The organism is Paenibacillus sp. NPDC056579 (assembly GCF_042793215.1).
Lineage (GTDB): Bacteria > Bacillota > Bacilli > Paenibacillales > NBRC-103111 > Paenibacillus_S.
In genome coordinates, this window is record NZ_JBHTVD010000011.1 from 1 (window position 1) to 14,161 (window position 14,161).

Below are 14,161 nucleotides of genomic sequence, written 5' to 3' on the forward strand. Positions count from 1 at the left end.
TAATATAATAGTTAATATTATGAGATAGAACGCTTATTGTCAACTAAAAAGTTGATTCGTTAACTCTTAGGTTATATAATTCGAGTATATAGGAGTGTGAACGCATGAATCTGAACGTAACGACCCAAAACATGAGTATTCTGGAATGCTTCTCTTCGGAAACCAGAGTGCGGATTATTGAACTGTTGAATGGCGCTCCTTACAATATCGGCGAACTGGCGGAAGCTTTAGGCGTCTCATCGGCGATGATTACTAAGCACATTCAGAAGCTGGAAGAGGCGGGAATCATTGCAACGGAAAATGTGGTTGGCAAGCGGGGTACGCAAAAGCGATGTTCGCTTAAAATGGATCAGCTTGTTCTCGTATTGCGCCAAGAAAAAGCTGAGCCGGAACACGACGCAACCAAATATTCCGTGGAACTGCCAATCGGGCAATATTACCGTTACGAGGTACAGCCTACTTGCGGATTGGCATCATCCGACGGGCAGATCGGGATGGCGGACGATCCCCGCTATTTCGACGATCCTGATCATACGAAGGCGGAGCATCTCTGGTTCGCGAGCGGTTACCTCGAATACCGTATCCCGAATTATCTTGTAGGGCAATCCAAACCGACCCGGATTACCGTATCATTGGAAATTTGCTCCGAGGCTCCCCATTATAATGAAAACTGGCCGTCGGACATTACCTTTTCCTTGAATGGGGTCGATGTGGCAACCTGGACTTGTCCCGGTGATTTCGGCAGCAAGCGCGGCGTGTATACGCCCGATTGGTGGATACACACGCAGTACGGCCTGCACAAAACCATCTCCGTCACACAGGAAGGCTCGTTCATCGACGGGGTGCGAAGTTCCGATGTTCGTATCGGCGATTTGCATATCCACTCCGGACAAGAGCTGCTCTTCCGGATTGCTTGTCCCGAAACGGCCGTTCATTGCGGCGGAGTCAGCCTGTTCGGCAAAGGCTTCGGCAACTATCCGCAGCATATCGTGGTTACGCTCTCCTGCTAGCAGAGCGGACTATAACAAAAAAGCCTGAGGCAGTGCCTCAGGCTTAAGCTTGTTGAATGCCTTGAATTCAAAATAGGCCACATGGCTGCAACCTGACGTGAACGCTAGCCCGGTCTTACGGATAGAACGTGTTTTGCGGTGTAGTCGTCGGGCACCAGCGGGAGTTCAGCAGGAAGCGGATCAAGACGTCCTTCGCCGAAGACGTTCCGATATAATGAAGCGCTTCCGCTGCATGGCCGCGCACATAGCGATTCTCGTCCTCCAGTGCGATTTCCAGCGCAGGCACCGCTGAATCCGCTTCGGCTCCGAATCGGGTCAAAGACAATGCCGCCATGAAGCGCACCTGAACGTCTTCGTCCTTCAAGCCGGCCGTCAGAGCTTCCACGACTTGAGCCGCCGGCTTCTTGATCAGCGACAGCGCATCTACGACCGCTTGGCGGATCACGACATCCGTCGAGCCGTTGAGCAGGGCAACCAGCTTAGGAACCGCGGATTGCGCCAGGTGACTGAGCTCGCCGAGCGCGAACACCGCATGAACTACAGTTTCCGTCCGCTGGTCCCCAAGCGCTTGCTCCAGACCGGCGACGGCTTCAGCTCCTGCAATGGATAAGCCGTAAGCCGCTTTGCGGGACACTTTTACGTTCTCGTGGTGAAGCGCCTTCACGAGAGCTTGTACGCCCGCCTTGCCCATCGTCCCCAGCTCGTATGCCGCATTCAATGCCGTAGGCTCGAACGCATCCTCCAATTGCCCAGCGACGGCGTTCGCTTGTGCTTCATCCGCTTCCGCCGTATTGGCTACGCTGCCGAGGCGTCCGGAAAGCCAATTCCAGGTTTCCTTCCACATGGTCTCGTGCTCTACGATGCTCGTGCTGAACGATGCAGGCTGCTTCCATTCCGGCTCGATGCAATCCCAGCTAGGCGCTGCAGGAGCTTCCGTGCGCATAAACTCGAACTTCAGCATGAATCTCGGCTGACCGAGAATGTTCGGCGTAGAACGATGCCAAATATCGTAATGGATCAGGGCAAAAGTGCCTGCCTTGCCGCTCGCCACCGCTTCGCCTTCGACATCGTCGGACTCGAACGTGCGGGTATCGTAGTTTTGCGTTCCCGGCATCACGCCTGTCGGTCCAAGCTCGACCGGAGTATCCTGCGGGAAGTACATGACCATCGCCCACCATGGATGATGGTTGCGCATTCTTTTGTAACCCCAATAGCTGTCTTTATGCCAGCCGCCAGCTTTGGGGGAAGCGTTGAAATGGCCGTGTCTATGGGTGTGCATCATATAGTTAGGTCCAAGCACGCTCGTCAGGGCGCCGGTCACGATAGGGTGATCGAACACCTTTTGCAAATCGCGTACGCGGGGCAGCAGGTTGTTGCCGGGATTACCTTCTTCCTGATAAACCTGGTTCAGCTGCTCGCTCAAGCTGCGGTGGAATTCCTCCGAGAAGTCGGTTTGAAGAATTAAGAAGCCCTCGGTAATAAACGTTCTCATTTGCTCATCGGTCAATAAAACCTTGTTTTGACTGGTCATAGCTTACCTCCTGAAAGGAATGAGTGGGATGATTGACTTGACTCTAATTATAGCCATCCTGCTCCACGAGACCATGGAGAAAGATAATTTGAATTTACACAATCATAAGATTTTCTCCTAGCTCTTCAAGAATGCTGCATTTACACAGACTCCGTGCTGCTAATTTATTGCGGAAGTCGGATTGGACAGGTTTATCGGTTATAATCCCCTTATAACGATACAAAGCGGATCTTTTTCGCGGCGAATCCAATGATATGATGAAAATCGCAGAAGTAACATCCAACCAACATTATCCCGAAGGTAGTGAGTCTCATGCACAAACCCGATCGTCACAGCAATCTGCCCATATACCAACAAATTGTCGACGATCTCGAAAGAAGAATATCCTACGGCGAATTTCCTCCGGGCAGCCCGCTTCCCTCGGAGCGGAAATTGGCGGAGCAGCTGGGAGTCAACCGCAGCACGGTTATTCTTGCCTACGCCGAGCTTCGAAAGCTGGGCATTGTAGAAAGCCAGCAAGGCAGCGGAACACGCGTAAGCAAGTACAAGTGGGGTGCTGTCCCGAAATATACGCCGAACTGGCACAGGTACGTGGAAGGCGGCAGCTTTTTGCCCAATGTGCCCTTCTTGCGTCGAATCCGAGAAGCTCTCCAGGCGGATCCCGCCTTGATTGATTTTGCGGGCGGCGAGCTGGCGGGCGATATTTCCCCTGTAGCGGAAATTAATCATCTCATGAAAGAAAACCATTATTCCGACTATTTGGGCTACGACAATCCGCAAGGATTCGTCCCGCTGCGCCAAACGCTGGTTCGTTATTTAAGCCAATATCGCGACATTCATACGACGGATTCGTCCATTCTTATCACCTCGGGCTCCCAGCAGTCGCTGTACTTAATCACCCAATGCCTGCTGGCTCCCGGGGACGCGGTGGCTATCGAAGACCCGTCCTACTGCTATTCGCTGCCCATGTTCCAATCGGCCGGACTCCGGTTGTTCCGCCTTCCCGTAGATCACAATGGAATCCGTCCTGAAGAGGTTCGTTCCCTGTACAAGAAGCATCGGATAAAAATGATCTTTTTGAACCCGAATTTTCAAAATCCGACCGGCGCGCTGCTCGCCGAAGAACGGCGCCTGGAGCTGCTCGATATCGCGAGCGAGCTGGGTCTGCCCATCGTTGAGGACGATCCTTTCAGCCTGACCGCTTACGACGGAAATCCGCCCCGGCCGTTAAAGGCCATCGATTCCTTCGGCTCCGTTCTTTATATCGGCTCCTTCTCCAAAATGGCGGCCTCCGGGCTGCGGGTAGGCTGGATGGTCGCGCCCAACACGGTAGTCGAACGGCTTGCCGATGCGAGGCAGCAGATGGATTTCGGACTTAGCGTCGTTCCGCAAAACGTTGCGTCCCTCTTTTTGCAGTCGGACTATATGCAGCCGCATTTGGAACGATTGCGCAGAAAGCTGAAGGATAAGCGGGATAAGGCGGTCGAAGCGCTGCGTAAGGAGCTTCCGGATTTGGTCAGCTTTACGGTTCCGGACGGCGGGCTGCATCTATGGTGCAAAATTCACAGCGAGGTTAACGATGCGCTGCTGCTGGAGGAATCCATCCGAAGGGGCGTCGTGTTCGTGCCGGGGAGCGTCTACGGCTCCGATTCCGGTTACGTGCGGTTTACGTTTGGCAGAGCGAAGGCTGACGAGGTGATCCCCGGCCTGTCTCGGTTTGCGGAGGCGCTCAGGAGCGTGCTGGCGAAGAACCGTTAGCCCATGTAGGCGGTACCTCGGCCGGCTCGTTTGGATGACGCAGGTGGCCAACCTGCTCAACTAATATCTCGGTCAGCTGGTTATTTGTCCATTCCGCGTTGCAATCGTTTACGTATACTAGGTACGAAAACCACTACTAAAAGAGGTGATCCGTACCGGTGAAATTCAGTGTCATCATCCCGACTTATAACCGATCCTTGCAACTGATGCTGACTTTAGCCTCGTTCGAAAAACAGACCGTCCCTATGGATCAATTTGAAATTATCGTCGTCAACGACGGCTCCAGTGACGATATTTTGGAAAGGCTGCAGCATTATCAGCCCCCCTATCGGCTTCAAGTCGTCTCATTGAACGAAACCTCGGGGCGGTCCGCAGCTCGGAATGCAGGCGTCCATGCTTCCCAAGAGGACTACCTAATTTTTTGCGACCCGGATTTTCTCGTCACTCCACGATTTATCGAAGTGCACGCCGCCTATCATAAAAAATATCCGAATGCCGTCGTATCCGGGGTACCCAAATTATGGAAAAGCATCTATACGCACCTTCATGCCGACTTCTCCGACCAGGAGAGGCTTTTTGCGGCTGAGGTCCTGCAGCGTGCCGGCTTGTGGAACGACCAGTATGCGGAGCAGAACCGCACCTTTGAAATCGTAACCCCGGAAGACGTTCGCAACGAAACGGGGATGGTGCAAAAGGTCATCGCTCCTTGGGACATAGCCGGTCCGATTCAAAGACAGTACAGCAAAACCGACGTCGCCCCTTGGCTGCTATGCGTTACCCGCGACGTGTCCATGTCAAAGCAGCTGTTCCAGGATGCGGGCGGTTTTGATGAGAAATTCCGCAAATACGGTTTTGAGGATTGGGAGCTCGGATACCGGCTTCACCGCAAAGGCATCAAGTTCATCAGCATGAAAGAAGCACTCGGCTACCACCAGGAGCACTCTTCAGCCTCCCGCCGCGACGATCCCGACAACAACAATTTAAAAATGGGGCTGCAGACGCACGGATGCAAGGATCCGGAGCTTAGTCTATTTACGGTTATTTCTCCGTCGGAGGATGTGCAAATCTATAAAAATTCGCTGCGCATCCTGCAAAAGCTGCGATCAAGCAATCGCCGGCGCACCCGATATTTGGCCAAAATGATACGAAGAGCCTGCACGAAATGCGCGAACCTGCTGCTGTCTGAACCGGATTCTCCGGAGCACAGCCGTTTCCGATCCGTCTTAAGATCCGCCTTCATAGAAACGGATCGTGTATTTTCGCTGCGGCGTGCCTCAAAAAAGCGGAAGCTTACAAAAATAAAGCGAATTATGGCAGCAGCTTCCTTGAAGCTTGAGGAACCTGACGACAAGAAAACAGCAAAGAAAGCTTCAAAAAAGAAAAAGTCCCGTAGAAGAAGAAGCTGGCGGCCTTCAGCGAGAAAACGCAGGAGAGCTGTTGCAGGCAGGCGCAGGCGGTATTCACGTTAACCGCAGACAGGCCGGCACCGGAGGCTGGTAATGCTTGTTGAGAAGACTGGTAAAATCGAAGGGGTGCCCGGCGGGGTGCCTCCTTCCGGCGGCTGTTCTACATCAGGATTTTTTATGTCTCGAGGAGATACATAGCAGAAAAAGCTCGTACGCTTTTCAAATAATTAGATAAACACCTATTCACCGATGCACCTGAGGGGATTTCGGTTATTTTGCCCTTTTTTCCCAAATGATAGGTTCCGCGCTCTATGTTACCTTAGCATTAACACCTCGCACCGACTCCATTGTCCATCCCATGTATCCAAATAAGGAGCGATTGATATGAGTATGATTACCGTTCGGGATGTCAAAACGATTTTGACCGCACCCCAAGGCATCAATCTCGTCGTCGTCAAGATCGAAACCTCAGAGCCCGGCCTTTACGGCCTTGGGTGCGCCACCTTTACCCAGAGATATTTAGCCGTAGCCGCCGCAATCGAAGAGTATTTAAAACCGTTTTTACTAGGCAAGGATGTTCAGGCCATTGAAGACCTATGGCAATCCGCCATGGTCAGCTCGTATTGGCGCAACGGTCCGGTGCTCAACAATGCGCTGTCGGGAGTGGATATGGCCCTGTGGGATATTAAGGGGAAAATCGCCGGCCTTCCCCTCTACCAGCTGTTCGGGGGCAAATGCCGGGAAGCGGCCGCCGTATACCGCCACGCCGACGGACGCGATTTGCAGCAGCTCGAGGATAGCGTCGCTGCGCTGAAGGAGCAGGGATACCGGTACATCCGCTGCCAGATGGGCGGCTACGGAGGCAAGGGCCACAAACTGCACTCTCCGGACCGTTCGGCGCCGGGAGCTTATTATGACCCGAATGCTTACGCCCGCAGCGTTCCCGTTCTATTCGACCATATCCGAAGCATATTCGGGTTTGAGCTGGAGCTGCTGCACGATGTACATGAGCGCCTTGCTCCGATCGAAGCCGTGCGTCTCGCCAAGCAGCTTGAGCCTTTCCGGCTGTTTTTCCTTGAAGACGTGCTGCCTCCCGAGCAAATCGATTATTTTCAAATGATCCGCAATCAATGTGCGACACCGCTTGCCATGGGCGAATTGTTCGTCCATCCGATGGAATGGACCCCGCTCATAGCGAACCGGCTGATCGACTTTATCCGCGTACATATAAGCGCAATCGGAGGCCTGACGCCGGCCCGGAAGCTCGCGATCGTATGCGAAGCATTCGGCGTTCGTACGGCATGGCACGGACCGGGCGACGTTTCCCCTGTCGGCCATGCGGCCAACGTCCATCTCGACGTCAGCAGCCATAACTTCGGAGTTCAGGAATGGACGCCTGCGAACGAGCTGCTGACCGCCGTGTTCCCGGGGACTCCGGAAGTTCGCGACGGCTATGTCTATCCGAACGATAAGCCCGGTCTCGGCATCGATATCGATGAGAAGCTGGCTGCCAAGTACCCGTGCAACAACAAGCTGCCGGAATGGACTCTGGCCCGCCTGCCAGACGGAACTTCCGTAAGACCTTAATGGACAGGTCGTTGTCTATTTCGCATAAAGGAGCGAATCTATGAAAATCGCAGTAACGGGAGCGAACGGAAATGTCGGCAGACAGGTGCTGTCCGAGCTGCTGACGCATCACTACGAGGTCAGAGCGCTAACTCTCGCGCCTTGGGAGGAATGTCTGGATGATGTGGAGCCGATGCAGGTCGATGTGAAGAATTTCGATCAGGTAAAGAACGGGCTCGCCGGATGCGATGCGGTGATCCATTTAGCAGCTTATCCAAGCCCTCACGGCCCGTCGGAAAGCGAAGTGTTTGCCAACAACGTCATGGGAGTCTACCATGTTCTGCTCGCTGCAGGAGAGCTCGGGATTCGCCGGGCCGCTTGCGCCTCCAGCGACTGCGCCTACGGGATCACCTACAGCCATAAAGACACGAGGCCGATCTATGTTCCCGTAGACGAAGAGCACCCGTCGGCTCCGGATAACTGCTACGGCATGTCCAAGCTTGCCGGAGAGCAGGTTGCCGACGGAATGGCGAAACGGTTTGATCTTACGGTAGCCTCTTTACGGTTTACGTATGTGATTAGGCCCGGGAATTATGCGCAATCCGAATTTAGCCGATCCACGGGCGATCCTGAGCTGGGACCTTGGAATGTATGGTCCTATATTGACGGACGCGATTGTGCGCGTGCCTTCCGTTTGGCCATAGAACGGCCTTTCACAGGCCATCAGGTATTCAATATCGCGGCGGCTGAGCAGCGTACTACCGTGCCTACAGCTGAGCTTGTAAGCAAGTATTATCCGGACGCGGAAATCCGCAAGCCTTTGGACGGATTCCGAAGCCTGCTCGATTGTACGAAAGCGGCCGAGCTGCTCGGTTTTGTCCCCGAATACCGCTGGCGGGATTTCGTAGAGTGAATCAACTAACAACAGCCTGCCATGCGGCAGGCTGTGCTTGTTGAGAGACCCGATTCCATCGAAAATGTGAAACGAGGGTAGGTGGGGTATCACCACTTACGATGCCAGTTTTCCTATGGAAAACTCTTTGTTTTTAGTAAAGAACCACCAAAACGTCTTCGGTGGGTTACCTCCCTCCAACCATGTTTTCAGGATCGGACAGAAAATCCGTTATTTCCTGAAATGAAGCTGATTTGGGAGTGTGATCGGACAGAGAGTCCGTTATTTGCTAATTTTACCGTAAAAAACGGTATGTTTTCTCAAAATAAAGGATTTGTTGTCCGATCACCCCACAAAAAGGGGTGTTTTTGATGAAATAACGGATCTACGGTCCGTACAAACTCAACAATGCTCTCCAACGGACGGGTATACTAGTTTGTCCGGTGAGAGAACTATGAAACCGAATGAACCCGGTTTCAGCGTTATCCCGACGAAGGACTTCCTTCCGGAGTATGGTGTTCATTGGTCGCTTCTCAGCGTCAATTAGAGAAAACAAAAGAGGTGTTATCGCTCCTACTGGAGATAACACCTAGCCTTACAGTTACTCGACAGCCTGCCATGCGGCAAGCTGTGCTGTTTACACCGAGTCAAGCTCAGCTGTTATCGATAATTCAAGTCCTGGATCGAAGCTCTCCGCTGTACGGATGCTTTCGTTTCCGCCGGAACAATGACAGGAGTATATCCCTCCACCTCTTGAATGGTCTGTATCAATCGAATACGCAATTGCTCGACAATCGGCTCGAACTTGTCCAATCCGATTAAATTGGTCAACTCATACGGATCCGCATCTAAATCATACAGGAATTGTTCCACGTAAGTATCCGAGGAGCTGTCTTTCCACCCGCTTTTGTCAGGCGCCTCCACGCTATATTTCCAGCGCTGCGTACGAATAGCGCGCCCCACCTGGGATTCGCTGATTTGAACAAAAATATCGTCGGGACGATCTTCCCTTATCTTCCTTACAGCAGGAACAATAGAGCGGCCTTCCATCGTATCCGGTACGGGAATGGATGCTGCTTCCAGCAGCGTAGGCGGCAAATCTATCAAGCTGACCAGTCTTTGCACCCGGCCGCCTCCGGTAAAGCCCGGACCCGTGATCGCGGTCGGCACACGTAAAGAGCTGTCATGGCAGGAGCGCTTGTATTCGCTGTTTCTTGTTTTGAAATGGCAGCCGTGGTCCGAGGTAAACAGGATAATGGTATTATCGGATAAACCGAGACTGCGCACTGCATCCATTAATCTGCCCAAAGCTTCATCCAAACGTTTGACCATGCCGTAATATCCGCCGAGATGCTGCGGAGCGCTCCCTCCGAGAGCCGTCAAGTCAGGCGGGCTCCATTTCCCCGTGTACATTCCTTCATAGCCAATGGGTGCAGGATAATTATCCAGGTGATTCTGATGATGAGGCTCTATATAAGATAAGAACAGGAAGAAGGGGTCCTTCTGATGCTCGTCGATGTAACGGATCGCAGCATCCGTCATCGCATCCACCCGGTATCCGGGCAGTTTCACCGCTTCATTGCTGCCGTTGTACATTACCGTATCATACGAATCCGATGTGAATTCCAGCAAATTGGAAGCCAGCCAATACTCATAGCCGCCTCTTTTGCCGGCGGGCACCGGCTCTTCATCCGACAGATGCCATTTGCCAATGTAGCCGGTTCGATATCCGGCCTCCGTGAAATAGTGCGCCAATGTTTTGCTGTCTTCCGGCAAAGGGATGCCGTTGCGGTAGCAGCCCGTCGTCGTTGCATACCGTCCGGTTTGCAGGCACGATCTGGCCGGACCGCATACGGGCTGGCATGTGAAGGAGTGCGCCACATGCGTCCCTTCCTGAGCCATACGGTCGAAGTTGGGCGTCAAACCCAGCGGATTTCCATGTACGCCTGTAGTATCCCAGCGCTGCTGGTCTGTAAAAAATACGATCACATTAGGTTGTGTTTGTCGGTTCATAAGCCTCTCCTCCAGTCATTAGCCGATAGATGATTGCTCGCTGTTGTTAATTTCAAACCGTTGCTTTTCTCGTCGACTCCCGAACGATGAGCCGGGCAGGCAGGACGGTCTGGATTTTGGAATAAGCCCTCTGTCGCAGCAATTGCTCAAAGGTGTCTACGGCTGTTTTCCCGATGCGGTAAATCGGTTGATGCACCGTGGTCATAGGCGGATTCAACAAAGGAGAAACGGCGTAATCGCCGAAGCCGACTAATGAAATGTCGTCCGGCACCCGAACTCCGAGGCTCTGCAGTTCATTGCCGACAGCCAGCGTGCCCCGGTACGTAGTGCAAAATATCGCCGTCGGCCGAACCTCCTGAAGCACTTTTTGCACCATATGCCGAATGTCGGCTTGACCACCCAGTTCAACGACCCAATTTGCCTCTGCCTTTATATTATTCGATTGCAGCGCATCATGGTAGCCCGTCACCCGATCCACATCGCATGGGTGTAAGATCGGGGCATGGAATAGCGCGATTCGCTCATGCCCGAGCTGGATGAGATGCTGTACGGCTTCACGGCAGCCACCGGTATTGTCTATATCGACCCAAGAGACGTCCGATTCCGGATAGGACGCGGCAATGACCACATGCGGAATGCCGCATTGCACAAGTGATACCGGCAGAGCGGATTGTAACGGCGGATTAATAACGAATAATCCCTTGAGGCCGTTCGAACGGCAAAAGTGCGCGATATCTTTGGTTTCACTCAAGGCTTTGCCCGAATACGGGATTAAGGTCAAATGCATATCAAGGGAGTACGCGGTCTCCATCATTCCGTTCATCAACTCCCCCATATATTCGGGGAATGAAATAGTAGGCGTAATGACGCCGATCGTATCCTGACGATTCGTTACTACAGTAGGCCGAAAGCCGTGCTCATTCATATACCGGATGACTTTATTTCGGGTATCTTCATTCACATCCGGCTTGTTGTTCAGTATGCGGGATACCGTAGAAACCGATACCCCGCATTCCTCCGCGATTTTTCTTATATTCAAGAGAACGGACCTTCCTTCCCCTGCCGCTTCCTGCAGCTCGCAGCCCTCTCTGCCGCTTTACCCTGAATGACTGCTCTGCAATACTTTCAGCTGCCCCTGTTGAAACTTATGAGCTCTGTCGTTCTCCAGCTCAGGTGAGCATATAGCTCTAAGCTCGGCCTCCAGCTCCGAAGCTTTTTGCGGGTACAATGAAAATACATTGCGAAGCTCATCCGGATCGTTGCTCAGCTGAAACAGCTGATGCGGCGCTTCGGTATAATGTATCAGCTTCCAATCACCTTTACGGATCATGTAAGCCCCCGATCTTGTTCCGTGTCCGTGATACTCGGAGAACACAGCCCGCTCCGCATCATGCTCCTCCATGGTTTGCAGCGGCTGGCCCGACCAATGGTCCGGTCTCTTTGCCCTTGCAGCATAGAATAACGAAGCCTGTATATCGTGAGAGTCGACCGGCGTTGCCACTCGTCTTCCCTTCTCATAATCGGGTCCTGCTGCGATGCACGGGATCCGGACCGAGTCCTCGTACAGCGAGCATTTCCACCACATCCCGAATTTGCCTAGCATCTCGCCATGATCCGATGTATAAATAATGTTCGTACTTGTACAAAGACCGCTTTCCTGCACAAAGTCGAGAAGCCTTCCCAGCTGCCGGTCGATGAAGCTGACATTGCCCAAATATCCTCTCCTTAGACCGCGAATCTGCTGCTCCGAGAAAGCTTCCGTTTGAAAATGATCCCGGAGATCTTGGGCGTAAGGGTGCTGCGCGCTTTCCTCCTCCTTGCCGTAACGGGGCAAATCTCCCCCTTCCGGGTAAAGATCCCAATATTCTTGCGTATTCCATTGGGGGAAATGAGGATTTAACAAGTTAATCGTCAAGCACCATGGCTGTCCCAGCACAGGAGCTGTCTGCCGAAGCCATTGAATGGCCGCGTCCATCACACTCAGATCGTCGTCAAAGGCGGTATCCTTGACGCCAAATCCGTCCGCCCGCTCCACGGCGTCGGATCGGATTGCAAGCGGCCTGCGGGAGAAATTAATGTCACCGGGCCATCGCTGATCCTTGCTGTAATGGATTTCGGAAAAGCCGAGACGCTCTCCTTTATCGTAAACATGCGTTTTGCCAAAGTGGGCCGTATACACACCTTGATCTTTCAGTACTTTACCGTAAGTCGGAAACTCCGAACGAAGTCCGACATTGCAATTGCTGTACGCTTGAATTTCATGTACGCGCAGACCGGACATGAAGGCCGAGCGGCTGGGCGAGCATAACGGCGAGGAGCAGTACGCATTTTCATAGACGGTGCCCTGCTCGGCCATTCGTTCCATGTTCGGTGTCTGGAGGTAATCGTGACCGTAGACAGAAGAATATAGCGGGTTGTGCTCATCTGATATCAGCAAAATACTGTTATGCATAATCGGATATTCTCCTCCTTGATACTTTATTTCAATTCCTTGTAATCATTGGCGGTATAATCTTTCTTCAGATCCCAATTAGGGAAGATGAAATCCTTCAGATCAACGCCGGCTCCGGATGCCTTCACTTTGCCTACGGCTTCCTCCAAGCCTTTGTTCAGCTTATCGTTGTAGGCTTTCAATAGCGAAGGCGCATCCTTCTGGGCTCCCGACAGCACCGATTGCAGGATATCGTTGAATCCCGGCTTCACCTTCGGCTGATCTAGCGATCCCAGCTCTACGATCACCTTAGCCGTCTGAGGATTTTTCACCGCATAATCGGGTCTGACCTTCAACAAATCTTTATGAAGCTGAATAAATGTATCGAACTCCGGATACGGGTATAACGCCTTGTTATTATTGATGCTTTCGATAGGGGTGAGCGCTACGCCGCTTTTCAAATACTTCTCGTAGAACATCGGTGCCGCAAACCCCTCCTCCAGAAAAAGCCCAACTTCCTTCGGATGCTTGGTTTTGGAGGAAATCATATAGCCTGTCGGGTTGGCCGGAACATAATAATACGTCGGCTTACTGCCGTCGGGAGTCGGCACGGCAGCCAGACCGAATTTCGCCTCCGGCGTATCCCTTTTCACTAGCCACATGCGCGCACGGCTGTCAATCAGGAAAGCCGCTTTGTTTTGCCCGAATAATATGGCGGCCTCCGCCCCTTTCATCGTATAGGACGACGGTAATATACTTCCGTCACTTTTCAGCTTCTGGAGAAGTCCGAACGAATCCAATGTCGCTTTTTCGTCATAAACATACTTTCCCGATTTGAGATTAAACCCGCCGGACTGCTCCGGAGCTACACCTGCAGAAAAAGCATTGACGAAGGAAGCCGCACCGGAATCGCCGCCGCCGAATACGAAGCCGTATACATCGCCTTTCCCTTTGGCCGTAACCGTCTTGGACATTGCTATCAATTCATCCCAGGTTTTCGGCGGTTTTTCCGGGTCAAGGCCGGCTTGGCTCAATACTTCCTTGTTGTAATACAATATCGAGCCCAGCTGCGGTCCCGTTAACGGCCAGCTGTATGTTTTCCCGTCCAGCACATTCACTCCCTCGGCAAAGCTCCCTGCTAAGAACCGCGATTTCCAGCTGTCGGAAACAAGGCCGTCAAACGGAAGCACCTGTCCGTTGGCAACCAACGTGCGGATATCCGAGCCCGACGGCGTCTGGTAAATATCCGGCAAATCATTGGATGTAATGGCGGCTTGAATAGCGGTATTGTACTCCGCTGCAGGCATATATCTGCCTTCAACGCGGATTTTCCCTTTATATTTCTCATTGAATTCACGGATCATTTGCTGTCCCGGACTCTCGTCGCCCTTGAGAAAATCGCTCAAGCCCCACACCGATATGACCGTTTCTTTACCATCCCCTGCATCGGCATTGGCATCCGCTCCCGACGTACTATTCGAGCAGCCTGACGCCAAGAGCATAGCGGCTCCCAGCGTACCTGCAGCGATTTTTTTCCATTGATGGTTCCACATC

The 14,161-nt window shown here is 52.6% G+C and carries 10 protein-coding genes; 5 read left to right on the forward strand and 5 right to left on the reverse strand.

What is annotated here, in order from left to right:
• Positions 1-104: 104 nt before the first annotated feature.
• Entirely contained in the window at positions 105-1,010 is a 906-nt protein-coding gene (locus ACFQ88_RS31150; RefSeq protein ID WP_379460479.1) for an ArsR/SmtB family transcription factor, read from the forward strand.
• Positions 1,011-1,125: 115 nt separating this feature from the next.
• On the opposite strand, the gene ACFQ88_RS31155 is transcribed toward ACFQ88_RS31150, so the two are convergent.
• Positions 1,126-2,541 (reverse strand): HEAT repeat domain-containing protein, encoded by a 1,416-nt coding sequence (locus ACFQ88_RS31155; protein ID WP_379460481.1) that lies wholly within the window; start codon positions 2,539-2,541, stop codon positions 1,126-1,128.
• Positions 2,542-2,853: 312 nt separating this feature from the next.
• Here ACFQ88_RS31155 and pdxR point away from each other — a divergent pair, with 312 nt between their 5' ends.
• The 4 genes from pdxR to ACFQ88_RS31175 all read left to right on the forward strand — a co-directional run bounded on the left by pdxR (position 2,854) and on the right by ACFQ88_RS31175 (position 8,184).
• Positions 2,854-4,299, forward strand: a complete 1,446-nt coding sequence (pdxR, locus tag ACFQ88_RS31160; RefSeq protein ID WP_379460483.1) for a MocR-like pyridoxine biosynthesis transcription factor PdxR — start codon at positions 2,854-2,856, stop codon at positions 4,297-4,299.
• 158 nt (positions 4,300-4,457) lie between these two features.
• Positions 4,458-5,768 carry a glycosyltransferase family 2 protein gene (locus ACFQ88_RS31165; protein ID WP_379460485.1) on the forward strand — a complete coding sequence of 437 codons (1,311 nt, stop codon included), beginning with the start codon at positions 4,458-4,460 and terminating at the stop codon, positions 5,766-5,768.
• A 321-nt stretch (positions 5,769-6,089) separates the two neighbouring features.
• Positions 6,090-7,292, forward strand: coding sequence for an enolase C-terminal domain-like protein (locus tag ACFQ88_RS31170; protein WP_379460487.1), 1,203 nt, complete (start codon positions 6,090-6,092; stop codon positions 7,290-7,292).
• A 40-nt stretch (positions 7,293-7,332) separates the two neighbouring features.
• Positions 7,333-8,184, forward strand: coding sequence for an NAD-dependent epimerase/dehydratase family protein (locus tag ACFQ88_RS31175; protein ID WP_379460489.1), 852 nt, complete (start codon positions 7,333-7,335; stop codon positions 8,182-8,184).
• A 639-nt stretch (positions 8,185-8,823) separates the two neighbouring features.
• On the opposite strand, the gene ACFQ88_RS31180 is transcribed toward ACFQ88_RS31175, so the two are convergent.
• Genes ACFQ88_RS31180 through ACFQ88_RS31195 form a run of 4 tightly spaced genes read right to left on the reverse strand, consistent with a single transcriptional unit; the run spans position 8,824 to position 14,160 of the window.
• Positions 8,824-10,176 (reverse strand): sulfatase family protein, encoded by a 1,353-nt coding sequence (locus ACFQ88_RS31180; RefSeq protein WP_379460491.1) that lies wholly within the window; start codon positions 10,174-10,176, stop codon positions 8,824-8,826.
• Between the two features lie 52 nt (positions 10,177-10,228).
• On the reverse strand, positions 10,229-11,215 hold the full coding sequence (locus ACFQ88_RS31185; RefSeq protein WP_379460493.1) for a LacI family DNA-binding transcriptional regulator: 987 nt from the start codon (positions 11,213-11,215) through the stop codon (positions 10,229-10,231).
• 57 nt (positions 11,216-11,272) lie between these two features.
• Positions 11,273-12,628 carry a sulfatase family protein gene (locus ACFQ88_RS31190; protein WP_379460495.1) on the reverse strand — a complete coding sequence of 452 codons (1,356 nt, stop codon included), beginning with the start codon at positions 12,626-12,628 and terminating at the stop codon, positions 11,273-11,275.
• 26 nt (positions 12,629-12,654) lie between these two features.
• Positions 12,655-14,160, reverse strand: coding sequence for an ABC transporter substrate-binding protein (locus ACFQ88_RS31195; protein ID WP_379460497.1), 1,506 nt, complete (start codon positions 14,158-14,160; stop codon positions 12,655-12,657).
• Position 14,161 lies beyond the last annotated feature (1 nt).